This is a genomic window from Janibacter cremeus (assembly GCF_013409205.1).
GTDB classification, from domain to species: domain Bacteria; phylum Actinomycetota; class Actinomycetes; order Actinomycetales; family Dermatophilaceae; genus Janibacter; species Janibacter cremeus.
In genome coordinates, this window is record NZ_JACCAE010000001.1 from 2146893 (window position 1) to 2169564 (window position 22672).

Annotated in this window: 19 protein-coding genes and 1 tRNA gene; 15 read left to right on the forward strand and 5 right to left on the reverse strand. The window is 69.5% G+C overall.

Annotated features, from left to right (window positions below; translation table 11 throughout):
• Positions 1-9: 9 nt before the first annotated feature.
• Positions 10-1488 (reverse strand): cardiolipin synthase, encoded by a 1479-nt coding sequence (cls, locus tag BJY20_RS10195; protein ID WP_185991428.1) that lies wholly within the window; start codon positions 1486-1488, stop codon positions 10-12.
• A 91-nt stretch (positions 1489-1579) separates the two neighbouring features.
• On the opposite strand from cls, the gene BJY20_RS10200 reads away from it, so the two are divergent.
• Positions 1580-3046 (forward strand): peptide MFS transporter, encoded by a 1467-nt coding sequence (locus BJY20_RS10200; RefSeq protein WP_185991429.1) that lies wholly within the window; start codon positions 1580-1582, stop codon positions 3044-3046.
• 129 nt (positions 3047-3175) lie between these two features.
• Here the strand turns inward: BJY20_RS10200 and BJY20_RS10205 are convergent, their stop codons facing one another.
• On the reverse strand, positions 3176-4579 hold the full coding sequence (locus BJY20_RS10205; RefSeq protein ID WP_185991430.1) for an MFS transporter: 1404 nt from the start codon (positions 4577-4579) through the stop codon (positions 3176-3178).
• A gap of 94 nt (positions 4580-4673) precedes the next feature.
• On the opposite strand from BJY20_RS10205, the gene dcd reads away from it, so the two are divergent.
• From dcd to BJY20_RS10250, 9 genes are all read left to right on the forward strand, one after another.
• Positions 4674-5249: a dCTP deaminase gene (gene dcd, locus BJY20_RS10210; protein WP_185991431.1), complete on the forward strand. Its 576-nt coding sequence runs from the start codon at positions 4674-4676 to the stop codon at positions 5247-5249.
• A gap of 42 nt (positions 5250-5291) precedes the next feature.
• Positions 5292-6494: an MFS transporter gene (locus BJY20_RS10215; protein ID WP_343062850.1), complete on the forward strand. Its 1203-nt coding sequence runs from the start codon at positions 5292-5294 to the stop codon at positions 6492-6494.
• Positions 6495-6525: 31 nt separating this feature from the next.
• Positions 6526-8157 carry an SLC13 family permease gene (locus tag BJY20_RS10220; protein WP_185991432.1) on the forward strand — a complete coding sequence of 544 codons (1632 nt, stop codon included), beginning with the start codon at positions 6526-6528 and terminating at the stop codon, positions 8155-8157.
• Positions 8158-8236: 79 nt separating this feature from the next.
• Positions 8237-9712 (forward strand): amidase, encoded by a 1476-nt coding sequence (locus tag BJY20_RS10225; RefSeq protein WP_185991433.1) that lies wholly within the window; start codon positions 8237-8239, stop codon positions 9710-9712.
• Positions 9713-9825: 113 nt separating this feature from the next.
• Positions 9826-10944, forward strand: coding sequence for an enoyl-CoA hydratase/isomerase family protein (locus BJY20_RS10230; protein WP_185991434.1), 1119 nt, complete (start codon positions 9826-9828; stop codon positions 10942-10944).
• 32 nt (positions 10945-10976) lie between these two features.
• The gene (locus BJY20_RS10235) at positions 10977-12092 is read left to right on the forward strand and encodes an ABC transporter ATP-binding protein (protein WP_185991435.1); all 1116 of its coding nucleotides are present in this window, start codon (positions 10977-10979) and stop codon (positions 12090-12092) included.
• Positions 12092-12742, forward strand: coding sequence for an ABC transporter permease (locus BJY20_RS10240; RefSeq protein WP_185991436.1), 651 nt, complete (start codon positions 12092-12094; stop codon positions 12740-12742). The genes BJY20_RS10235 and BJY20_RS10240 overlap by 1 nt, the downstream gene beginning before the upstream one ends.
• A complete protein-coding gene (locus tag BJY20_RS10245; RefSeq protein WP_185991437.1) occupies positions 12739-13470 on the forward strand; it encodes an ABC transporter permease in 732 nt (243 codons plus the stop codon). Before BJY20_RS10240 ends, BJY20_RS10245 begins: the two co-directional genes overlap by 4 nt.
• On the forward strand, positions 13467-14393 hold the full coding sequence (locus BJY20_RS10250) for an ABC transporter substrate-binding protein (RefSeq protein WP_185991438.1): 927 nt from the start codon (positions 13467-13469) through the stop codon (positions 14391-14393). Before BJY20_RS10245 ends, BJY20_RS10250 begins: the two co-directional genes overlap by 4 nt.
• Before the next feature lie 12 nt (positions 14394-14405).
• Here BJY20_RS10250 and BJY20_RS10255 read toward each other — a convergent pair whose 3' ends face one another.
• The 3 genes from BJY20_RS10255 to BJY20_RS16475 all read right to left on the reverse strand — a co-directional run bounded on the left by BJY20_RS10255 (position 14406) and on the right by BJY20_RS16475 (position 19673).
• The gene (locus BJY20_RS10255) at positions 14406-14981 is read right to left on the reverse strand and encodes a TetR family transcriptional regulator (protein WP_185991439.1); all 576 of its coding nucleotides are present in this window, start codon (positions 14979-14981) and stop codon (positions 14406-14408) included.
• A gap of 8 nt (positions 14982-14989) precedes the next feature.
• Positions 14990-15352 (reverse strand): SPW repeat protein, encoded by a 363-nt coding sequence (locus tag BJY20_RS10260; protein ID WP_185991440.1) that lies wholly within the window; start codon positions 15350-15352, stop codon positions 14990-14992.
• 253 nt (positions 15353-15605) lie between these two features.
• Positions 15606-19673 carry a heterodisulfide reductase-related iron-sulfur binding cluster gene (locus tag BJY20_RS16475; protein WP_185991441.1) on the reverse strand — a complete coding sequence of 1356 codons (4068 nt, stop codon included), beginning with the start codon at positions 19671-19673 and terminating at the stop codon, positions 15606-15608.
• Positions 19674-19915: 242 nt separating this feature from the next.
• On the opposite strand from BJY20_RS16475, the gene cysK reads away from it, so the two are divergent.
• From cysK to BJY20_RS10290, 5 genes are all read left to right on the forward strand, one after another.
• Positions 19916-20842 (forward strand): cysteine synthase A, encoded by a 927-nt coding sequence (gene cysK / locus BJY20_RS10270; protein WP_185991442.1) that lies wholly within the window; start codon positions 19916-19918, stop codon positions 20840-20842.
• 1 nt (position 20843) lies between these two features.
• Positions 20844-21443, forward strand: coding sequence for a serine O-acetyltransferase (cysE, locus tag BJY20_RS10275; protein ID WP_185991443.1), 600 nt, complete (start codon positions 20844-20846; stop codon positions 21441-21443).
• Between the two features lie 177 nt (positions 21444-21620).
• Positions 21621-21707 (forward strand) — tRNA-Ser (locus tag BJY20_RS10280).
• A gap of 38 nt (positions 21708-21745) precedes the next feature.
• Positions 21746-22180 (forward strand): type II 3-dehydroquinate dehydratase, encoded by a 435-nt coding sequence (gene aroQ, locus BJY20_RS10285; RefSeq protein WP_185991444.1) that lies wholly within the window; start codon positions 21746-21748, stop codon positions 22178-22180.
• A 201-nt stretch (positions 22181-22381) separates the two neighbouring features.
• Positions 22382-22585, forward strand: coding sequence for a cold-shock protein (locus tag BJY20_RS10290; protein ID WP_185991445.1), 204 nt, complete (start codon positions 22382-22384; stop codon positions 22583-22585).
• Positions 22586-22672 lie beyond the last annotated feature (87 nt).

The window sequence follows — 22672 nt, forward strand, 5'->3', positions numbered from 1 at the left end:
CCCTCCGCGTCACTGCAGTGCCGCGGTCAGGCGCATCACGTTGTCGACGTAGCGCAGCCTCGGCTTGCGGCTGAGCCACTCATCCAGGAGCAACTCGCGGGAGACGGCACGGTAGTGGTCCTCGACCTGACGCATCCGCTGCACGATCTGCGGCCCGAGCATCATGAGTGAGACCTCGTAGTTGAGGGCGAAGGAGCGCATGTCCATGTTGCTCGACCCGATGACCGCGACGGAGTCGTCGATCGAGAAGTGCTTCGAGTGCAGGATGTAGGGCGCCGGGTACAGGTGGATCCGCACCCCCGCTTCCAGCAGCGCGCGGTAGTACGACGCCTGGGCGTGTCCGACCATGAACTGGTCCGACAGCTCGCTGACGAACAGCTCCACGGCGATACCCCGCTGGGCCGCGGTGGTGACGGCGTACAGCAGCGACTCGTCCGGCACGAAGTAGGGGCTGGTGATCGAGACGCGCTGAGTGGCGGAGTAGATCAGGGTGGTGAACAGCCGCAGGTTGTTCTCCGCGACGAAGCCGGGGCCACTGGGCACGAGCTGGCACGCGACGCCGTCGACGACGTCGGGGCCGCTGGCGGAGACCGCCTCACGGGTCTCCACCGCGAGGATCTGGTCGGTCTCGGTGTACCAGTCCATGGCGAAGACGGACTCGAGCTCCGCCACGACGTGTCCGTGCACCCGGACCATGCACTCGACCCACTGCCGGCCGAGCTTGTGGTTCTGGGGCTTGTTGTACCCGCGTTCCGTGAGGTTGAGCGAGCCCATGAACCCGACGACCCCGTCCACCACCAGGATCTTGCGGTGATTGCGCAGGTCCGGCCGGCGGAAGCGTCCCCGCAGCGGCATGATCGGGAGCATCGGGTGCCACTGGATCGAGGTGTCAGCCAGGTCGGCGAGCATCTGCTGGTATCCCGGGATGCCGCGTGAGCCGATGTGGTCGAAGAGGAGCTTGACGTCCACCCCGCGCTCGGCCGCATCCGCCATGGCCGTGAAGAGCGGCCCCGTCAGGTCGTCCCAGGCCGTGATGTAGAACTCGACGTAGACGTAGGAACGCGCGCGGGTGACCGCGTCGGTCATCAGGCGGATCACCTCGTCGTAGTCGTCGATGACCTGGACGCCGTTGTCCGCGACCAGGGGCAGTGAGCCGAGCCGGTCGTTGAGGGAGACGACCGAGGTCACGAGCTCGGGACTGCCGGGTGGCGGCTGTGCGTGCGAGAGCGTTCCCGTGCGTTCCCGGATCCGGGCCTTCGCCCGCAGCTGGCGTTCGTGGCGGTCCTTGCCCAGGTCCGTGCGCCCGAAGAGCAGGAAGATGACGAAGCCGAGGATGGGCACGATCAGGATGAGCAACAGCCATGCGGCCCCGGTGGACGGTTTCCGATTGCCGGGGATGACACCCAGGGCGATCAAGCGCAGAGCGAGGTTGGTCGCGACGATGACCCAGCTGACGATCGCAGCCACCATCGCCCAGTCGAGTGCCATGATCGAACCCTAGGACACGTCACGACTGCGCGGACCGACCTGCGATCGGGGTCCGCGCGACCGGCCGGAAGAATCATGTGACCATTGCGGCATGAGCTCTTCCCCCGATGTGGACACGCGAGAAGAAGACCGATCCTTCCTCGGCCAGCCTCGGATGTTGGCCAACCTGTTCAGTGTGGAGCTGTGGGAGCGCTTCTCCTTCTACGGCATGCAGGGGATCCTGCTCTACTACATGTACTTCTCCGTGGCCGACGGAGGACTGGGGATCGACCAGGCAGTGGCGACCGGGCTCGTGGGCGCCTACGGCGGTGCCGTCTACCTGTCGACGATCCTCGGCGCCTGGCTGGCCGACCGGGTCCTCGGCTCGGAGCGGGTGCTCTTCTACTCCGCGATCATGATCATGTGCGGCCACATCTCGCTGGCCGTGCTGCCCGGTGCCGTCGGCCTCGCCGTGGGCCTGGTCCTCGTCGCCGTCGGCTCCGGTGGGCTGAAGGCCACGGCGACCGCGCTCGTCGGCACGCTCTACGCCGAGGGGGACGAGAGGAGGGACGCCGGCTTCTCGATCTTCTACATGGGAATCAACATCGGTGGCCTCCTCGGTCCGCTGATCACCGGGTGGCTGCAGACGTCCTGGGGCTTCCACTTCGGCTTCGCCGCCGCCGCCGTCGGTATGGCCATCGGCCTCGTCCAGTACAGCCTGACCCGCAAGAACCTGCCCGCAGAGTCGCACGACGTCCCAAACCCCCTGCCGAGCAGCGAGCGCGGCAAGTGGCTCGGGATCGGCGCGGCTGCGCTCGTCGTCATCGTGGTGCTCCTGGTCACGGGCCTGGTCAACGCGTCCAACCTCGCCACCGTCGTCGCGGGGGCCGCCATCATCGCCGCCATCGGCTACTTCGTCCTGCTCCTGACCAACTCGCGCGTCAACGCCGTCGAGCGTCGCCGGGTCGCGGCCTTCATCCCGCTCTTCATCGCCTCGGCCGCGTTCTGGGCACTCTTCCAGCAGCAGTTCACCGTCGTCGCGATCTACTCCGAGCAGCGACTGGACCGCACGATCTTCGGCTGGACGATGCCCCCGAGCTTCGTGCAGTCGATCAACCCGGTCTTCATCATCGTCTTCGCGGCCGTCTTCGCGGCGATGTGGACGAAGCTCGGCCCGCGCCAGCCGAGCTCACCACTGAAGTTCGCGATCGGTCTGGTGCTGATGGGCATCGCCTTCCTGCTCTTCATCCCCTTCTCGACGGACACGCCGAACAGCGCCCCGCTCTACGGCATCGTCATCGTGCTGCTCTTCTTCACCTGGGCCGAGCTGTCCCTCTCACCCGTCGGGTTGTCCGTCGCGACGAAACTCGCCCCGGCAGCCTTCCGGGCGCAGATGGTGGCGCTGTTCTTCCTCTCGGTCTCGCTGGGCACGACCTTGGCCGGTGTGCTCGCGGGGTACTACGACCCGAACGACGAGGTCGGGTACTTCACGTTCAGCGGAGTCACCGCCATCGTGCTCGGCCTGGCGCTCGCCGGCGCGACGCCGTCGATCAAGAAGCTGATGAGCGGGGTGCGCTGACCCAGCCGTTTCAGGGGGTCCTGGTCTGTCGCGGTGCCCGGGAACCTTCGAGTTGGCCGGGAAACCCTCGGGGGACCGCGTCACGACCCGGTCAGGAGCGGGCAGCCCGGTCACCCCGGGGTACGAGGGTCACGCGGTGCGGGACGAAGGGGGCCGCAGACCGAGCCAGCTGACGCCGCCACCCAGCAGCAACAGGCCGGCGACGACGAAGGTCGCCAACCGGTAGCCCTGCGTCAGGGCGGTGGGGTCGGTGTAGTCGTCACCGGTCAGACCGACCAGCGGCGGGATCGCTGCGACGGCCAGCAGGGTGCCGGTGCGGGCGACGGCGTTGTTGATGCCGCTGGCCGATCCGGCCAGCCGGTCCGGTGCCGCCGCGAGGACCGCGGCGGTCAGGGGTGAGACCAGCGCCGTCAGGCCGAGGGCGAAGACGCTCGTCCCCGACAGCACGAGCACCCAGCCCGTGCCCGGGCCCACGCCCGAGAGGACGAGCACCCCGACGGCGCACACCACGGGGCCGACGCTCATCGGCAGCCGCGGTCCGGTGCGGTCGGCCAGCTCGGCCATCCGGGGTGAGAGCAGCAGGAGCAGCACGGTCACCGGCAGCGTCGCCAGACCCGAGGTCAGCGGCGACCACCCGGATGAGGTCTGCAGCTGGATGACGAGGACGAACATGATCGCCCCGAGCGCTCCGTAGACGAGGAAGGTCATCAGGTTGGCCGCGGCGAACACTCTCGAGGTGAACAAGGGGAAGGGCACCAGGGGACGGCCGACGCGGGTCTCGGCGAGGACGAATCCGGCCACCGCGAGGACGAGGGCCGCCCCGGCGACGGCGAGGGAGGCCCCCTTCGCTGTCGGACCGCTGGTGAGCAGCCAAGTCAGGGCGCCCAGCGCGACCACCGTGGTCCCCGCCCCGGCGAGGTCGAAGGAGCCGACCGACTCGACATCACGCGACTCCGGTACCGCGACGAGTGCCAGCCCGATGACCAACGCGCACAGGGGCACGTTGACCGCGAAGATCCAGTGCCAGGTGAGGTGGTCGAGGATCCAGCCGCCCATGAAGGGCCCGATGGCCGTCGCGATCCCCGACACTCCGGCCCACGTGCCGATCGCCCAGGGCCGGTCCTTCGGCTGGAAGGAACTCTGGATGATCGCCAGCCCGCCCGGTGTCAGCAGCGCAGCGCCGACCCCCTGCAGCATCCGCGCGGCGACGAGCCACTCCGTACTCTGCGCCAGAGCGCACCCCAGCGAGGCGAGGGCGAACCAGAGCATCCCGACCAGGTACATCCGGCGCCGACCCCATCGGTCGCCGAGTCCGCCGCCGACGAGGATCAATGCGGCGAGCGTGAGGACGTAGCCGTTGTTGATCCACTGAAGGCCGCTGAGGCTCGCGTCCAGGTCGCGTCCGATCGTCGGCAGCGCGATCCCGACGATCGTCGCGTCGAGCAGGGCCACCCCCGAGCCGAGTGTCACCGCGGTCAGCGTGAGCAGTCCGCGCCGGGACGTGCGCTCGAGCAGCGCAACGGGTTCTGGCATGGACCCATCGTCCACCTCGTCGCAGGTGTCCGTGGCCTTCGGTCCCCGCACGGTTCCTGCCGACACACATCAGGGCGGGCGCTAGGGTCGCCCCATGCTGCTCTCCGATCGGGACATCCGCGCCGAGATCGATGGTGGACGGGTCGTGCTCGACCCCTGGGACCCCGACATGGTCCAGCCGAGCAGCATCGACGTGCGCATGGACAAGTGGTTCCGCCTCTTCGACAACCACAAGTACCCGGTCATCGACCCGGCGCAGGACCAGTCGGACCTCACCCGGCTGATCGAGGTCGACTCGACGGAGGGCTTCGTCCTGCACCCGGGGGAATTCGTCCTCGGCTCGACCCTGGAGGCGGTCACCCTCCCGGACGACCTCGCCGCACGCGTGGAGGGCAAGTCATCGCTCGGCCGCCTCGGTCTGCTCACCCACGCGACGGCCGGCTTCGTCGACCCCGGCTTCTCCGGGCACGTCACCCTCGAGCTGAGCAACGTCGCGACCCTGCCGATCCGGCTGTGGCCGGGGATGAAGGTCGGCCAGCTGTGCTTCTTCCGCCTGTCCAGCCCGGCCGAGAACCCATACGGCTCGGCGATCCACGGCTCGCACTACCAGGGGCAGCGCGGCCCGACCGCGAGCCGCTCCTTCGCCAACTTCCACCGCGCCGACGTCTGAGCGGCCCCGTACGTCCCAACGAGGCGGCCTAGGGTCGAGTGCGTGCGCACTCCCGACCCGCCGCCTGATGGCGAGGTGACCACCAGGCGGCAGGCACGGCTCGTCGTCGCGCTGGTGTGCGCGGCTATGGCCACGTTCGCCCAGCTCTACTCGCCGCAAGGCGTCCTGCCCGACATCGCCCGTGACCTCGGCACCGGCGCCGAGACCGCCGCCCTGACGATCTCCGCGTCGACGCTGGGCCTGGCCGTCGCGGTGATGCCGTGGTCCTTCGCCGGAGACCGCTACGGCCGTCGGCGCGCGATGCTCGTCGCCGTGGTCGGAGCGACGGTCCTGGGACTGGTCTCGGCGTGGATGCCGACCCTCGAGCTGGTCCTGCTCGCGCGTCTGCTGCAGGGGGTCTTCCTCGCCGGGGTGCCTGCCCTGGCGATGGCATACCTCAACGACGAGGTGGAGACCAGGGCCGCGGTGGTGGCCGCGGGGTGGTTCGTGGGAGGCACCACGATCGGTGGCCTCACCGGCCGGATCGTCGCGACGCCAGTGGCCGAGCAGACCTCGTGGCGGCTGGGCCTGACCGTGGTCTCGATCATCGCGGCGGTGGCCGCCTTCGCCTTCGTGCTGCTCGCGCCGGCCGAGCGAGGGTTTGTTCCCGGCCGCGGGGGAGGAGCGCATGCGGCGCTGCGGAAGGTGGCCGGCAACCTGCGTGACCCGGCCCTCGTGGGGCTGTACCTCATCGCCTTCCTCCTCATGGGTGGCTTCGTCGCGATGTACAACTACCTCTCCTTCCGGCTCGTGGCACCGCCGTACCTCCTGCCCGGGTGGCTGGTCGGGCTGGCCTTCCTCGCCTACCTCGCGGGTACGGTCTCCGCTCCTCGCGCCGGCGTCGTGGCCTCGCGCCACGGCAGGTACCCGGTGATCGTCGTGATGGTGCTGGTCATGCTCGTGGGCGTGGGCATCACCCTCGCCGGGCCGCTGTGGCTGGTGCTGCTCGGGCTCGTCGTGCTCACCGCCGGGTTCTTCGGCGCGCACTCGGTCGCCTCCGGGTGGGCCAGCGCTCGGGCGGTCCACTCGCGGTCGCAGTCCACCGCCCTGTACAACCTCGCCTACTACGGCGGGTCCAGCGTCCTGGGTTGGGCGGGTGGTCTCGCCTGGGAAGCGGCCGGCTGGGGCGGCGTCGTCGGATTCGTTGCCGCTGCCGTCCTCCTCGCACTGGTCGTGTTGGAGGTTTGCGTCCGCCGATCCGGGTAGGAACCCGTGGAACGTCGATTGGAGGAAGCCCATGAGTCAGCCGCCACCCGTCCCGGAGGGCCGCACGCACACCGACGCCCCCGAGGCGGACAACTGGGACGATCCCGACCAGCGCTCGCCCGGTGAGCGGGCCGGCGACGAGCCGCAGCGCACGATCCGCGTGCGTAGGGTGGGCCTGCTGGCGGGAGTGATCGGCGCGCTCATCGTCTACTGGCTGATGCCGGGCGACGCGCCGACCGCCGCGAGGGTGACTGCCGGTATCGCTGTGCTCATGGGCATCTGGTGGATGACCGAGGCCATCCCGATCCCCGTGACCGCGCTGATCCCCCTGGTCGCCTTCCCCGTGATCGGCGGGGCCGACATCGCCGACGTGGGCGCCTCGTACGGCAGCGACATCATCTTCCTCTTCATGGGCGGCTTCATCCTCGCCCTGGCGATGCAACGGTGGAACCTGCACCGACGCATCGCCCTGGTCACGGTCCGCGCGATGGGGACCAATCCGGCGATGGTCATCGCCGGGTTCATGGTCGCGACCGGCTTCCTGTCGATGTGGGTGTCCAACACCGCCACCGCTGTGATGATGCTGCCGATCGGTGTCTCGGTGCTGATGCTCGTCGTCGGTCTGGAGGATGAGCCGGACCTGGCTGAGGCCGCCGAGGCCGAGGCCGGCGACACCGGGGAGGCGACGGGAGATGACCCCCCGGAGCAGGGCGTGCTGAAGACCAACTTCGGCAGCGCACTCATGCTCGGCATCGCCTACGCGGCGTCCATCGGTTCCCTCGGCACGATCATCGGGACCCCGCCCAACACCCTGCTCGTGGGCTACCTCTCCAAGAACCACGACATCGAGATCGGGTTCGGGCAGTGGATGCTCGTGGGCGTGCCGTTGTCCGTGGTCTTCATGGTCATCTGCTGGTTCCTGCTGACCAAGGTGATCTTCCGGCCGGAGATCGACGAGATCCCCGGCGGGCGGGCCCTGATGTCCCGGGAGCTGGGCAAGCTCGGGCCCATGTCGACGGGGGAGAAGGGAGTTCTGGCGATCTTCGTGCTCGCGGCCGCCTCCTGGGTCGGGGTGCCGTTGATCTGGCCGGACAACACCCCGATCAGCGACGCCGGCATCGCCATGGTCGTCGCGGTGGTCCTCTTCCTGCTGCCGGCCGGGGCCGCTCGGGGGGTGCGGCTGCTGGACTGGGAGAGCGCGGTGCAGCTGCCGTGGGGCGTGCTGCTGCTCTTCGGCGGCGGGCTGGCTCTCTCCGGGCAGTTCGAGTCCTCCGGGCTGACGAAGTGGATCGGTAGCCAGGCCAAGGGGCTCGACGGGGTCCCGGTGATCCTGCTGGTGGTGGTCTTCGGCGCGACGATCATCTTCCTCACCGAGCTGACCAGCAACACGGCGACGGCAGCGACCTTCCTGCCGGTGGCCGGAGGCGTCGCGGTCGGGCTGGACCTGAGCCCGTTGCTGCTGACCATTCCCGTCGCGCTGGCCGCCACCAGCGCCTTCATGCTGCCGGTCGCCACCCCGCCGAATGCCATCGCCTTCGGCTCGGGGTACGTGACCATCCCGCAGATGATGAAGGGCGGTATCTGGCTGAACCTCATCGGCGTCGTGCTGGTGACCGTGACCGTGATGACCTTGGCCGTGTGGGTCTTCTCGATCACCTACTGAGGCGGGTTCGCCCGCTTCGGTCCCCATCCGGGGTGCGACGTCCGGGCACAGAACCGTAACCCGTGGGTAACCTGCGGTCATGAGTCCCCACACCCCCGCCTCGGCCCCGTACGACGAGATCCAGGAGGAGCACGACTCCCGCCGGGTCTCGGCCTTCACCGACGACGCACTCGGGACCCACGACGCCACCGGCGTCGCGGAGGAGATCCGCTCGGGTCGGATCAGCGCCCAAGAGGCGGTCGACGCCGCCATTGCACGGGTCGGGGCCGTCGACCCCGCGCTCGGCGCCACGATGGTGCGCGACTTCGAGCGGGCCCGCCGCCGGGCCGGCCACGTGCCGGCGGGGACGTCGGCTCCCTTCGCCGGGGTGCCCACCGCGATCAAGGACAACGTCCACGCGGCCGGCCTGCCGATGACCATGGGCTCCGACGCCCTCCCGACGAGTGCGGTCGAAGTCGACGGGCCCTTCGTCAAGCAGTTCCTCTCCACCGGGGTGGTGCCGGTGACGACCACGACCTGTCCTCCCTTCGGCTGGACCGCGACGACCGAGCGGCCGGAGAGGCGCGTGACCCGCAACCCCTGGGCCTCGGGGTACTCCTCGGGTGGGTCCTCCGGCGGCTCGGCGGCACTCGTCGCCTCCGGCGCGCTGCCGATCGCCCACGGCAACGACGGCGGCGGCTCGATCCGCATCCCCGCCGCGGCATGCGGCCTCGTCGGCCTCAAGGCCAGTCGCGGCCGGCTCCTCGGTGACCCGACGACCGATCAGGCCCCGATCAACATCGTCGTCAACGGCGCCCTGACCCGCAGCGTGCGCGACACCGCGAACTTCATCGCTGCCGCCGAGCGCTACCAGCCAGCCGGCAAGCTGCCGCCCATCGGGCTCGTCGAGGGACCCGGCGCCCGCCGGCTGCGCATCGGGATGATGCTCGACTCGCCGCTCATCGGCCCCTCCGACCCGCAGACCCGCGCCGCCGTCGAAGCCGTCGGAGCCCTCCTGGCCGGCCTGGGCCACGACCTCGAGGCCGACGTCGACGTGCCGGTCCCGGACTTCTTCAAGACCGACTTCGAGGACTACTGGGGGCTGCTGGCCTTCGCCTCCAAGGTCGGGGGGAAGAGCCTCTACGGCCCGGACTTCGACCCTGCACGCCTGGACAACCTCACCAATGGCCTCGCCGCGAAGGCCAGGCGTCGGTTGGCGCGCCTGCCGCTGGCGATGGCCCGGCTGGCCGTGACCCGGGTCGGGGCGGAGAGGCTCTTTCCCGGACGGCTCGACCTGCTGCTCACGCCGACTCTCTGCCACACGACGCCACGGATCGGCTACCTCTCCGGGGACCTCGACTTCGACACGCACATGGAGCGCCTGACGCAGTACGTCGGCTTCACCCCGCTGCACAACGCCAGTGGCCAGCCGTCGATCTCGCTGCCGCTCGGGCACACCGACGACGGGCGGCCGATCGGGGTCATGTTCTCCGCCCGGCGCGGGCAGGAGCGACTGCTGCTCGAGCTGGCCTTCGAGCTGGAGGCCGCGGCCCCCTTCGCCCGTATCGACGGCTGACAGGTGTGCCCAAAGGGGACTCCCTGCGACCGGCACCCCCGGAACCGGGGTCGATGTGCACCAGGAGTCCCCTTCGTGCACGCCGCCTCAACCCATGTGCGAAGGTGACGCCCATGCCTGACTTCACCCCCGGCAGCACCGGCACCGAAGAGGTGCTCTTCGCCTGTGACGGCGTGCTCGGCCGCGTCCTGCTCAACCGCCCCCGGGCGATCAACTCGCTCACCCGCGACATGGTCGTGGCGATGCAGGCCCAGCTGACGGCCTGGGAGGGCGAGGACGCGATCACCGCCATCGCGATCGAGGGAGCAGGGGAGAAGGGGTTGTGTGCGGGCGGTGACGTCCGCGCCGTCCGCGAGGCGCACCTGGCCGGGGGGCCCGGAGGGGTGGACTTCTGGGCCGACGAGTACGCCCTCGACGCGCAGATCGCGGAGTACCCCAAGCCGGTCATCGCCGTCATGGACGGGGTCGTCATGGGTGGTGGCCTCGGTATCTCGATGTTCGCCGACGCCCGCTGGGCGACCGAGCGTTCCCGGATCGCCATGCCCGAGACGATCATCGGGTTCTTCCCCGACGTCGGCGCGACCTATCTGCTCTCCCGGGCGCCGGGCGAGCTCGGCACGCACATGGCGATGACCGGCGCGACGGTCACCGGTGCCGACGCGGTCCACGTAGGGCTGGCAGACAGCGTCGTCGACTCCGCGAGCATCCCGGACCTCCTCGCGGCAGTTGCCGCCGGCGGTCCGGTCGAGACCGCCCCGAGCACAGGTGGCGAAGGCGCCGTCCTTGGGTCCCACGTTCCGCGTGGGCGGAGTGAGGGCCCCCGGGCCCGAGCCTCGAAGGGGGGCGTGTCCGACGCCGCGACGGAGGGCGACCTCGCAGGCGCCCGCGAGTGGATAGACGAGTGTTACGCCGGCGACGATCCGGCCGCGGTCATCGAACGACTCCGCGGGCACGCGAACCCGCAGGCGCAGGTGGCGGCCAAGGAGATCTCCATGCGCTCGCCGCTGTCCGTGGCCGTCACCCTCGAGGCGCTGCGCCGCGCTGCCGACGCCACCTCGGTGCGCGAGGTGCTGCGGACGGACACGATCGTCAGCGCCAACCTGCTGCACCGCCCAGACTTCAGCGAGGGCGTGCGCGCGCTGCTCGTCGACAAGGACAAACAGCCTCGGTGGGAGCACCCGGATCTGGTGTCGGTGCCGCGTTCCGCCGTCCGGGAGCTCTTCAGCCAGTAGGTTGGTGGGCACCCGACAGGAAGCAGCCGAGGATGATCGAGCTCGAGGGCGTGACCAAGCGGTTCCCCGGTGGAGCGCTGGCCGTCGATGACCTGAGCCTGAGCGCACCGGAGCGGGCCATCACCGTGCTCGTGGGCCCCTCCGGATGCGGCAAGACGACCACCCTGCGGATGATCAACCGGATGGTCGACCCCACCTCCGGCACCATCCGCATCGACGGGACCGACATCCACGAGATGGATCCGGCGCAGCTGCGTCGTGGCATCGGGTACGTCATCCAGCACGGGGGCCTCTTCCCGCACCACACCGTCGAGCGCAACGTCGCCGCAGTGCCGCTGCTGCTCGGTGAGAAGAGCCGTACGGCATTCGACCGCGCGCGTGAGCTCCTCGAGCGAGTCGGCATGGACCCCGCGCTCGGTCGGCGCTACCCCAGCCAGCTCTCCGGGGGGCAGCAGCAGCGTGTCGGCGTCGCCCGCGCGCTCGCGGCGGACCCGCCGGTGATGCTCATGGACGAGCCCTTCTCGGCCGTCGACCCGGTCGTGCGTGAGCAACTGCAGGACGAGTTCCTGCGGCTGCAGGGCGAGCTCGGCAAGACCATCGTCATGGTCACCCACGACATCGACGAGGCGATCAAGCTCGGCGACCACGTCGCCGTACTGCGGACCGGGGGAGTGCTCGCCCAGATGGCCACCCCCCGCGACCTGCTCGCCTCACCGGCGGACGGCTTCGTCGCCGACTTCCTCGGCAAGGACCGCGGCTACCGCGCGCTGGGCTTCGACGCGGAGGAGTACCCCGTGCACGAGGAGCTGACCGTGGTCATCGGTACTCCAGTGGGAACCGCGGGCGGCAGCGCGGACTCCGACGGCTGGGTCCTCGTCACCGACGAGGAGCGTCACCCGCTCGGCTGGGCCCGTCCCGCCGACGCCGAGGACGCGGTCACCCGGGAGGACCTCGCTCTGGGTGGCACCCTGGCCACGGTGGATGGGCCCCTGCGCGGGGCACTCGACGCGGCCCTGTCCTCGCCCAGCCGGCGCGGTGTCGTCGTGGATGACGACGGCCTCCTCGTGGGCACCTGCCTGGCGACCGAGGTGCTGGAGGTCATCGAGTCCAGGGACCGGCAGCAGGCACCGAGCGGCGCGAGGCCCTGATGAAGTGGATCCTCGACCACCTGGACGACATCACCTCCCTGGGGCTGCAGCACATCTGGCTCTCCGGGGTGCCGGTGCTGCTCGGGCTGGTCATCGCGATCCCGGTCGGCTGGCTGGCCACCCGGACCCGGTGGCTGCGCGGCATCCTGATCACCGGGTCGGGACTGCTCTACACGATCCCGTCGTTGGCGCTCTTCGTGCTGATGCCGCTCGTCCTGGGCACCAGCATCCTCGATCCGCTCAACGTCGTCGTGGCGATGACGATCTACACGATCGCCCTGCTCGTACGCTCGGTCGTCGACGGGCTGACCTCGGTGCCGGACGAGGTCGCGCGCTCGGCCACGGCGATGGGATACACCTCCGTACGCCGGTTCTTCGGAGTGGACCTGCCGCTGGCCGTCCCGGTGATCGCCGCCGGCCTGCGGGTGGCGGCGGTGAGCAGCGTCAGCATGGTCTCGATCGCCTCGCTCATCGGCGTCGACCAGCTCGGTGACCTGCTCATCGACGGCTTCAACCGCAAGATCGCGGGTGAGCTGCTCGCCGGCATCCTCGCCTCGGTCCTGCTGGCGATCGTCTTCGACCTGCTGATCCGGGTGGCGGAGCACACGCTCACCCCGTGGCGACGCGCACACCAGGGGGGCAGCGCATGATCGTCGACATCCTGCAGTGGCTGCTCAGCGGCGAGGAGTGGTCCGGCGACGGCGGGATCCTCGCGCGTCTCCTGGAACACATCGCGTACACACTTCTGGTGATCGTCGTGGCCGGTCTCATCGCCATCCCGGCCGGGCTGTGGATCGGGCACACCGGCCGGGGCCGCTGGATGGTCACGGTCGCCAACGCCCTGCGTGCCATCCCCACCCTCGGTCTTCTCTTCGCGCTCACCCTCGTGCTCCTGCCGTTGCTGCCGGGGGCCTCTGCCTTCATCGTGCCGAGCGTCGCGGTCCTGGTGCTGCTGGCCATCCCGCCGATCCTGTCGGGCACCTACTCCGGCGTGGAAGCGGTCGACCCCGCCGCGCTCGACGCCGCCCACGGCATCGGCATGACCGGCCGACAGGTGCTGCGCTCGGTCGAGGTCCCGATCGCGCTGCCACTGCTGATCTCCGGGATCCGTGCCGCGGTCCTGCAGGTCGTCGCCACCGCCACGATCGCCGCCTACGTCGGTCTCGGGGGACTGGGCCGCTACCTCATCGACGGCCTGGCGATCTCCGACTACGTGAGCACGGCCGGTGGCGCGGTCCTCGTGGCGGTCCTCGCTCTGGCGCTGGATGCCCCCTTCGCGCTCCTGGGCAGGCTCATGGTCTCGCCCGGACTGACGGGACGCACCCCCCGTCGTGTACTTCGCAGAACCGACCCCACCCCAGCAGGAGGCACCGCATGACCCCGTCCCGCTCCCTTCGCCCCGCACTGATCGCGATCGCCTGCGCAGGCGCGCTCGGCCTGTCCGCCTGTGGTGGCGACAGCGATCCGCTCGCCTCGTCCTCCTCCGACGAAGGGGGTGGATCCGGTGGGGAGGTCGTCGTCGGGTCCGCGGACTTCTCCGAGTCGATCCTGCTGGCGAACATCTACGCCGGCGCACTCACGGCCGACGACGTCAACGCCTCGACCAAGACCGGCATCGGCTCCCGCGAGGTCTACCTCAAGGCCCTCGATGAGGGTTCGGTCGACGTCATGCCCGAGTACACGGGCGCGCTCGCGCTTTACTACGACAAGGACTTCGACGAGGTCGACCCGGACAAGACGTACGCGGCACTGCAGGACCTGCTGCCCGAGGGCATGGCCGTGCTCGAGAAGTCCGCGGCCGAGGACAAGGACTCGATCGTCGTCACCCAGGAGACCGCCGAGTCGAAGGACCTGCAGAGCATCGGTGACCTCGAGGACGTGGCCGATGACATGACCCTCGGCGCACCGGCGGAGTTCAAGGAGCGTGCGCAGGGCATCCCCGGGCTGGAGACGACGTACGGAGTGACCTTCGGTGACTTCCGGGCGCTCAAGCCGGGGCAGTCGATGAGCGGCGCGCTGGCCAACGGGCAGATCGACGCCGCCAACATCTTCAGCACCGACCCGGCGATCGTGGAGAACGACTTCGCGGTCCTCGACGACCCGAAGATGCTGTACGGAAGCCAGAACGTCGTGCCGCTCGTGCGCACGCAGGTGGAGGACCAGGTCGCCGACACCCTCGACGAGGTCTCCTCGAAGCTGACCACCGAGAAGCTGCAGGAGATGCTGCGCCAGACCGATGTGGAGAAGAAGGACCCGGACGCGGTGGCCGCGGACTTCCTCGAGGCTGAGGGACTCGACTGACCGAGGCCGCTTTCAGGCTCGGGCCGGGTCGGAGGTGAGGGCGCTGCTGATGACCCGGGCCGCGCCGGCGACGTCGGGGCCCGCGCCCGCGAAGCGTTGTGTGTTGGCCTCGTCCATCACCACGGCGACGAAGGTCTGGGACGCCTGGCGACGCATCACCGGGTCGATCGTGTGCTCGATCGCGGCGTCGAGGACCCGTTCGGTGAGCTCGAGGACGTTCTCGCGCAGGGCCTTCAGGTGCTCACGCACCTCAGGGTGGGTCCCGGACTCACGCCAGATGATCGTGCGCAGCACGACCGACTCGTGCTGTGCCAACCCCAGCGCGTGGGCGAGCGCGACGAGGGAGGCGCCGGGATCACCGCGGCGAGCCACCTCGGTCGGCTCGCAGAGGGGATGGGACGGGAGTCGCTCGGCCAGCAGTGCCCGGAGGATGTCGACCTTGCGCGGGAAGTAGTAGAAGACCAGGCCCTTGGGCACGGCGGCCCCGTCCGCGATCGCGGTGGTACCGGTGGCGGCGAATCCGTCACCGGCGAACCGCGTTTCGGCCGCGTCGAGGATGCGTTCACGGCGCGAGGCCGGGGTACCCACCGTGTCGCCTAGTGCGAAGCAGCCGGACGGTGCATGCGAGCGCTGACCTGCGGCAGCGTGATCGCGCCGACGATGAACGTGACTACTCCGGTGATCCATGCAGTCCACGCAAGACCGCCCATGTCGGCGAAGCCCATGACCCACGGGGCGATGAAGAGCAGCACCCCGAGGACGGCGTGCGAGCCCTCGCTCATCGTGTCCTGCTCACCGGGGGTGTAGAGGGAATAGGCCGACGCGAGCACGGTCAGTCCGCCGAGGACGACCATCGTCCACGTCGCGCGTGCGTCCGTCGTGGTGACCAGAGGGGCCAGCAACGCGATCGCGCCGGCGACCAGAGCCACCCAGTCCTGCCATCGAGTCCACTTGTGCATCACAACATCCCACCTTCATCGGTTGGGATCCGTCGCGCCTGAGGCGGATCGTGTTCCTCCATAATCGTCCTGTTTGACCGGTCGGTCAAGCCTTCGGGTGCCCCGTCGCCCCAATTTGCTTTCGTCGACTCGTAACATCACAGGGACGGACTCCGCCGGTCGATGATCTCGCCCCGGCAGAGGTTCGTCCGAGGGCGACGAAGGGGGCTGCGCACCGTGGTGCGCAGCCCCCTTCGTCATCAGTGGTCCGGGATCACTCCCAGGACGGCTTGGCGTTCTTCTTCGCCAGGTCGGACAGGTGCGGGTCGTCCGAGGAGGGAGCCTCCGGCTCGGCCGAGGGGGCCTGCGCCTGCGGTGCGTCGGCCTCGGGCTGGTCGGCCGTGGCGTCCTCGACCTGCGGGTCCTCCGCCTCGGGAGCGGCCTGCTCCTGCTGCGGCGTCTCGACGGGTGCGTCCTCATCGACGGGCGCCTCCGGTGCCGACTCCTGAGCAGGAGCCTGCGTGGCCTCGTCTGCCGGAGCCTCGTCTGCCGGAGCGGCAGCTGCCGGAGCGCCGATCTCCCACGAGGGAGCGGCGTTCTTGGCGGCGAGGTCGCTGTCGTCCGTGGCGGCCGGGGGCGTCGGGGCGGCAGGCTGCTCGGTGGCCGGTGCCTCGGCCGACGGGCCGGCCTCGGTGGTCTCCGTGGCCGGAGCAGCCTCGGTAACTTCGGACTGCGGGGCCTCGGACTCCTCGGCGGGAGCTGCCGTCTCGGTGGGTGCAGCCGGGGCTGCCGTGGCACCGCCGGTTTCCCAGGAGGGAGCGGCGTTCTTGGCGGCGAGGCCGTCGTCCGTAGCGGCCGGAGCGGCAGGTTCCACGGTGGCCTCGGGCTGCGGGGCACCGGACTCCTCGGCCGGAGCCTCGTCCTCGGAGGACGCAGCAGCATCGGCGCCCGTGTCCGCGTCCGCAGCGCCACCGACGGCGGCCCCGGTCTCCCAGGAGGGGGCGGCGTTCTTGGCTGCCACCGTGTCGTCAGCGGGTGCCTCGGACGAGGCGGCTGCCTCAGTGGACGGTGCCTCGGCGGCCGGAGCCGGGGTGGCCGTACCGGTCTCCCAGGAGGGGGCTGCGTTCTTGGACGCGACCGAGTCGTCCGCGGGAGCCTCGGATGCAGCCGAGCTCTCGGCGGCCGGCGCCGGGGTGGCGGCGCCCGTCTCCCACGAGGGGGCTGCGTTCTTCGAGGCAGCATCGTCAGCAGCCGGAGCAGCCGCGCCGGTCTCCCAGGAGGGGGCTGCGTTCTTGGACGCGACCGAGTCGTCCGCGGGAGCCTCGGATGCAGCCGAGCTCTCGGCGGCCGGCGCCGGGGTGGCGGCGCCGGTCTCCCACGAGGGGGCTGCGTTCTTCGACGCGGTCGAGTCGTCGGATGCAGCCGGGGTGGCGGCGCCGGTCTCCCAGGAGGGGGCTGCGTTCTTGGACGCGACCGAGTCGTCCGCGGGAGCCTCGGATGCAGCCGAGCTCTCGGCGGCCGGCGCCGGGGTGGCGGCGCCGGTCTCCCACGAGGGGGCTGCGTTCTTCGACGCGGTCGAGTCGTCGGATGCAGCCGGGGTGGCGGCGCCGGTCTCCCAGGACGGGGCCGCGTTCTTCGAGGCAGCATCGTCAGCAGCCGGAGCAGCAGCACCGGTTTCCCAGGAGGGGGCGGCGTTCTTCGCCGCCGGGCTGTCGTCGTCCGCGGACGCGGCTGCAGCAGCACCCGCGGCACCGCCAGCCGCGGCGCCGGTCTCCCAGGACGGGGCCGACTTCTTGTCGGCGACGGTCTCCTGACCCTCGACGGCCTTCGGGTCCCCGCCGGCCTCCTCGACCGGAGCATCCTTGGCTGTCCCGGTCCCGGCCCCGGTCTCGCTCAGCGCGGTGGGGGCCGCCCCCTTCGCCTCGCCGACCTCGGTCGCGGTCTCGGCCTGCTCCGCGGCCTCGGTCCGGTCGCCGGTCTTGACCTCGGTCTCCTTGACGGAGGCGAGCAGCATCTGCGCGACGTCGACGACCTCGATGTCCTCGGATGCACCCTCGGACTGCTTGGCCGTCAGGCCGTCGGTGAGCATGACGCGGCAGAAGGGGCAGCCCACGGCGATCCGGTCGGCACCGGTCGCGATGGCCTCCTCGGTGCGGTTGAGGTTGATCCGCGAACCGAGCTTCTCCTCCATCCACATGCGGGCACCACCGGCGCCACAGCAGAAGGACTTCTCCTTGCTCCGCTCCATCTCCTTCAGCTCGACACCCGGCAGGGCGCTGATCAGCTCACGGGGCGGGGCGTAGACGTTGTTGTGACGACCCAGGTAGCAGGGGTCGTGGTAGGTGACCGACGGGCCGGTCGACGCGACGTCCTTGAGAGAGGACTTGCGCGGGCCGTCAGGACGGTTGACCGGAGCGATCTTCTTCTCGCGGACCAGGCGGTTGAGCAGCTGCGTGTGGTGCATCACCTCGTACTTGCCGCCGAGCTGCGGGTACTCGTTCTTGATCGTGTTGAAGCAGTGCGCGCAGGTGACGACGATCTTCGTCGCGCCGACGTCGTTGAGGGTCTCGACGTTCTGCTCCGCGAGCATCTGGTAGAGCACCTCGTTGCCCGCGCGACGGGCGGAGTCACCGGTGCAGGTCTCGCCATTGCCCAGGACCGCGAAGTCCACGCCGGCGTGGTCGAAGAGCTCGGCCACGGCGCGGGTGGTCTTCTTCGCGCGGTCCTCGTAGGCGCCGGCGCAGCCGACCCAGAACAGGTAGTCGACCTCGTCGGCGGACTCGACGTCCTCCCCGAAGACCTTGACGGAGAAGGGGAGGTCCTTCGCCCAGTCCATGCGCGCCTTGGCGCCCATGCCCCAGGGGTTGCCCTTCGACTCGAGCTTCTTGAACAGGCCACCGAGCTCGCTCGGGAAGGCCGAGGCGATGAGCGTCTGGTAGCGGCGCATGTCGACGAAGTGGTCGACGTGCTCGATGTCCACCGGGCACTGCTCGACGCAGGCGCCACAGGTGGTGCAGGACCACAGAACGTCCTCGTCGATGACGACGTCCGGGCCGTGCGGGTTGTACGCCGTCAGCGGGTTGTCCGGGGAGTACCCGGTCTCACCGATGAGGGCCATCTCGCCCCAGTTGATGACGGGCGGCTCCTCGACGGCAACGGCGGCGTCGGCGCCGCCCTGCGTCGGAGGGCCGGCCAGGGCGACCGGCCCGTGGGCGGTCTGCGAGCGGGCTCCACCGGCGGACGCCAGCGCACCGGAGACGCCCTCGGCGGCGGCCAGGTACGGCGCCTTGCTGTGCGCATGGTCGCGCAGCGCCATCATCGCCATCTTCGGTGAGAGCGGCTTCTCGGTGTTCCACGCCGGGCACTGGTCCTGGCAGCGGCCGCACTCGGTGCACGTGCTGAAGTCGAGCAGGCCCTTCCACGTGAAGTCCTCGACCTTGCCGACGCCGAAGGTGGAGTCCTCGTCCATCTCCTCCATGGACTCCATGGTGAAGGGCTTGCCGTCCACCATCATCGGCTGCAGCTCACCCAAGGAGGTGCGCCCGTCGGCGTGGCGCTTGAAGTAGATGTTGAAGAACGCGAGGAAGCGGTGCCAGGCGACACCCATCGTCGGGGTGAGCGCGATGGTGATCATCCATGCGTAGGAGATGACCAACTTGATCAGTGCGACGACGACGATCCCGGTCTCCAGGGCCTCCACGGACATGCCGGTGAAGAGCGAACCGAGCCAAGCGGTCAGCGGGAAGTGGAACAGCGACGCGTGGTCGGTGTCGCCGATGTTGTTCATCAGCGCGTACTCCATGCCGCGCAGCAGGGCGATGCAGATGCCGACGCCGAGGATCGTCAGCTCGACGTAGTAGGCCTGCCAGAAGGTCGAGCCGAAGAAGCGGGACCCGCGGCCCTCCTCGCCTGCGGCAGAGCGCGGGTGCTGCTTCTGACGGATGGCCATCAGCATGAGGATCGTGATGATGCCGGTCATCGCGAACAGCTCGGTGATCCACTCGTAGAGGAAGAACGTGCTGATGAACGGGATGACGAAGTGCGGGTCGAACAGCTGCCCCGTCGCCTGGACGAGAGTCAGGAAGAGAACTCCGAAGGAGATCATCGTCACCCAGTGGGCCACGGCCACGACCGGCAGGCGGGACATGCGGGTGTGACCGAGGAACTCGCGCAGCAGGGTGGCTGTGCGCGCCCCCGGGTTCGCTGTCCGCTCGCCACTCGGTGTCGATTGGCCGAGCTTGAAAAGGGTGACGAAGTGCTTGACGGCTCGAGCGAGCAGGCCCCATCCGATGATGGTGATCCCGACCCCGATGATGATCGCGGCGATCTGGAGGGCAGACATGCGGGGCAGTCTAGTGAGCATGTGCCGCAGTGGGGGTCGGTAGTGGTGCGTCCCTCGTCACCTCCTGCGGGTCACGCCCGCGTCTGCGGCGAAGGGGGCGTCCTCTCCCGTGATGTGCGGTGAGACGCCCTTGCGAGCGTGAATAACGGAATGTTGGAATATCCATAACGTCTCGTTCGTTCTCGGGCGAGATGGCCGCGCAGGCGCGGCATCTTCTCGTCCCTGATATGGAAGGACCCGCGTTGCCCATCTACGAAGACGCCACCAAGCTCGTCGGCCGGACCCCCCTGGTGCGGATCAACCGCATCATCGAGTCCGATGCCACCGTCGCCGCGAAGCTGGAGTTCTACAACCCGGCCAGCTCGGTCAAGGACCGCATCGGTGCCGCGATCATCGACGCCGCCGAGGCGTCGGGTGATCTGAAGCCGGGCGGCACCGTCGTTGAGGCGACCTCCGGCAACACCGGCATTGCGCTGGCCATGGTCGGCGCTGCTCGCGGGTACAAGATCGTCCTCACCATGCCGGAGACGATGTCCAAGGAGCGCCGGGCGCTGCTGCGCGCCTTCGGCGCCGAGCTCATCCTGACCCCGGGGGCGGGCGGCATGAAGGGTGCCGTCGAGAAGGCCGACGAGGTCGCCGTCGAGCGCGGTGCGGTGCAGGCCAAGCAGTTCGCCAACGAGGCGAATCCGGACATCCACGAGAAGACGACCGGCCCGGAGATCTGGGAGGACACCGACGGCAAGGTCGACATCCTCATCGCCGGTATCGGCACGGGTGGCACCATCACCGGCGCCGGCCGCTACCTCCGCTCGCAGAACCCCGATGTCCAGCTCATCGCCGTCGAGCCCCAGGAGTCGGCGATCCTCAACGGTGGCGAGCCGGGGCCGCACAAGATCCAGGGGCTCGGCGCCAACTTCGTCCCCGAGATCCTCGACACCGACCTCTACGACGAGGTCATCGACATCGACGCGCCGACGTCCTTCGAGTGGGCCCGCAGTGCGGCCACCGACGAGGGGTTGCTCGTGGGCATCTCTTCGGGTGCTGCCTTCGCAGCCGCCGACCAGGTCGCTCGGCGCCCGGAGAATGCCGGCAAGACGATCGTCGTCATCGTGCCCAGCTTCGGTGAGCGCTACCTGTCCACGCCGCTCTTCGAGGGTTTGACCGACTGAAGTGACTTCTCACCTGCTGATTCGCCAGACGTTCCGTGAGGACCTGACCGCGGCCATGGAGCACGACCCCGCGGCGACCTCGCGGTGGGTCGTTCTCCTGACCTCTGCCGGTCTGCACGCGATCTGGTTGCACCGCATCGCGCACCGGTGGTGGCAGCAGGGTCACCTGCGTTGGCCCGCCAGGCTGCTCGCCTATCTGTCGCGGTCCGCCACCGGGATCGAGATCCACCCCGGGGCGCACATCGGCCGCCGCTTCTTCATCGACCACGGCATGGGGGTCGTCATCGGTGAGACCTCGGTCGTCGGCGACGACGTGATGCTCTTCCACGGTGTGACTCTCGGTGGAACCTCCGGCAAGAGGGTCAAGCGGCACCCGACGCTCGGTGACGAGGTCATGGTCGGCGCCGGGGCGAAGATCCTCGGTGACGTGCACGTCGGCAACCGGGTCAAGGTCGGCGCCAACTCGGTCGTCGTCAAGGACGTGCCGACCGGTGCGGTCGCGACGGGCATCCCGGCGCAGTACCGCTTCCCGCAGCTCGGCGACATGCCCGCCATGACTCCCGAGGAGCGGCTCTACGCCGACCCGGCCCTCTTCATCTGAGACATCGGCCCGGACGAAGGGGTGCGCTCACCAGTTTGAGGAGAGCTCACCCCCTTCGAGGCTCCTTCGTCGCACCTCAGGACACCGCCTTCGTCCGGCGTGGTCATCCGGTGGGGCCGCAGCGACGGCGCCACGCCATGACATACCGTTGATCGTGCTGTCGCCCCGCGACGGCCTGGAGGGCTCGCATAGTGGCCTAGTGCGGCGGTCTTGAAAACCGCTAGGCGGGCAACCGTCTCGTGGGTTCGAATCCCACGCCCTCCGCTCGCTCCATCGCGCCCCGCCCTCGATACGCTGCCCGGGTGACCTCCCGAGCCACCGTCGTCGTCCTCAACGGCCCGAACCTCAACCTCCTGGGTGAGCGCCAGCCGGAGATCTACGGCCAAGAGACCCTCGCCGACGTCGAGGCGTTGTGTCGTTCACGGACCGACGAGCTCGGAATGGGTCTGGACTTCCGACAGACCAACCACGAGGGCGTCTTCATCGACGCGATCCACGAGGTGCGCCACTCCGCCGCCGGTATCGTCGTCAACGCGGGCGGCTGGACGCACACGTCCGTGGCCATCCGAGACGCCCTCGCGGCGGTCGCCGCACCCGTGGTCGAGGTGCACATCTCGGACGTGCACGCGCGTGAGGAGTTCCGCCGGTTCTCCTACATCACCGACGTGGCGCAGACGGTGGTCGTCGGCCGCGGGGTCCGTGGCTACGTGGAGGCCATCGATACCCTGGTTCGCTGATGCGCCATGCAGGGGGTATTGCTGGTAGCGTCGTATCCGTAGTTGCATGACAGAACTTCTCGCACGATGCGAATGGGCTCGACCTCGGTCGGGTCCCGAGTATTACCGGAGGCGTGTTCCTCTGCCGAGGGGAGCGTTGCAGCTCGCAAGGGACCGCAACCGGCGGGACCGGATTGTTCAACAGGAAAGAAGATTCACCCCATGGCACAGGGCACAGTTAAGTGGTTCAACGCTGAGAAGGGCTTTGGCTTCATCGCCCAGGACGGCGGGGGCCCCGACGTGTTCGTTCACTACTCCGCCATCGACACCACGGGTTACCGCACCCTGGACGAGGCGCAGCGTGTCGAGTTCGAGATCACCCAGGGCCCCAAGGGTCCGCAGGCCGAGGGCGTTCGTCCCGTCTGAGACGACGCTCACCTGATGCGGTGATTCCACCGCTTCGACGAAGGCCCCCACCACTCGCTGGTGGGGGCCTTCGTGCGTCCCGTGCAG

Coding starts and splice junctions, on each gene's coding strand:
- BJY20_RS10290 (WP_185991445.1), top strand. CDS start 22,382: ATGGCACAGGGCACAGTTAAGTGGTTCAACGCTGAGAAGGGCTTTGGC.
- BJY20_RS10260 (WP_185991440.1), bottom strand. CDS start 15,352: ATGCACAAGTGGACTCGATGGCAGGACTGGGTGGCTCTGGTCGCCGGC.
- BJY20_RS16475 (WP_185991441.1), bottom strand. CDS start 19,673: ATGTCTGCCCTCCAGATCGCCGCGATCATCATCGGGGTCGGGATCACC.
- BJY20_RS10250 (WP_185991438.1), top strand. CDS start 13,467: ATGACCCCGTCCCGCTCCCTTCGCCCCGCACTGATCGCGATCGCCTGC.
- BJY20_RS10230 (WP_185991434.1), top strand. CDS start 9,826: ATGCCTGACTTCACCCCCGGCAGCACCGGCACCGAAGAGGTGCTCTTC.
- cls (WP_185991428.1), bottom strand. CDS start 1,488: ATGGCACTCGACTGGGCGATGGTGGCTGCGATCGTCAGCTGGGTCATC.
- BJY20_RS10235 (WP_185991435.1), top strand. CDS start 10,977: ATGATCGAGCTCGAGGGCGTGACCAAGCGGTTCCCCGGTGGAGCGCTG.
- BJY20_RS10225 (WP_185991433.1), top strand. CDS start 8,237: ATGAGTCCCCACACCCCCGCCTCGGCCCCGTACGACGAGATCCAGGAG.
- BJY20_RS10200 (WP_185991429.1), top strand. CDS start 1,580: ATGAGCTCTTCCCCCGATGTGGACACGCGAGAAGAAGACCGATCCTTC.
- BJY20_RS10240 (WP_185991436.1), top strand. CDS start 12,092: ATGAAGTGGATCCTCGACCACCTGGACGACATCACCTCCCTGGGGCTG.
- BJY20_RS10205 (WP_185991430.1), bottom strand. CDS start 4,579: ATGCCAGAACCCGTTGCGCTGCTCGAGCGCACGTCCCGGCGCGGACTG.
- dcd (WP_185991431.1), top strand. CDS start 4,674: ATGCTGCTCTCCGATCGGGACATCCGCGCCGAGATCGATGGTGGACGG.
- BJY20_RS10220 (WP_185991432.1), top strand. CDS start 6,526: ATGAGTCAGCCGCCACCCGTCCCGGAGGGCCGCACGCACACCGACGCC.
- BJY20_RS10245 (WP_185991437.1), top strand. CDS start 12,739: ATGATCGTCGACATCCTGCAGTGGCTGCTCAGCGGCGAGGAGTGGTCC.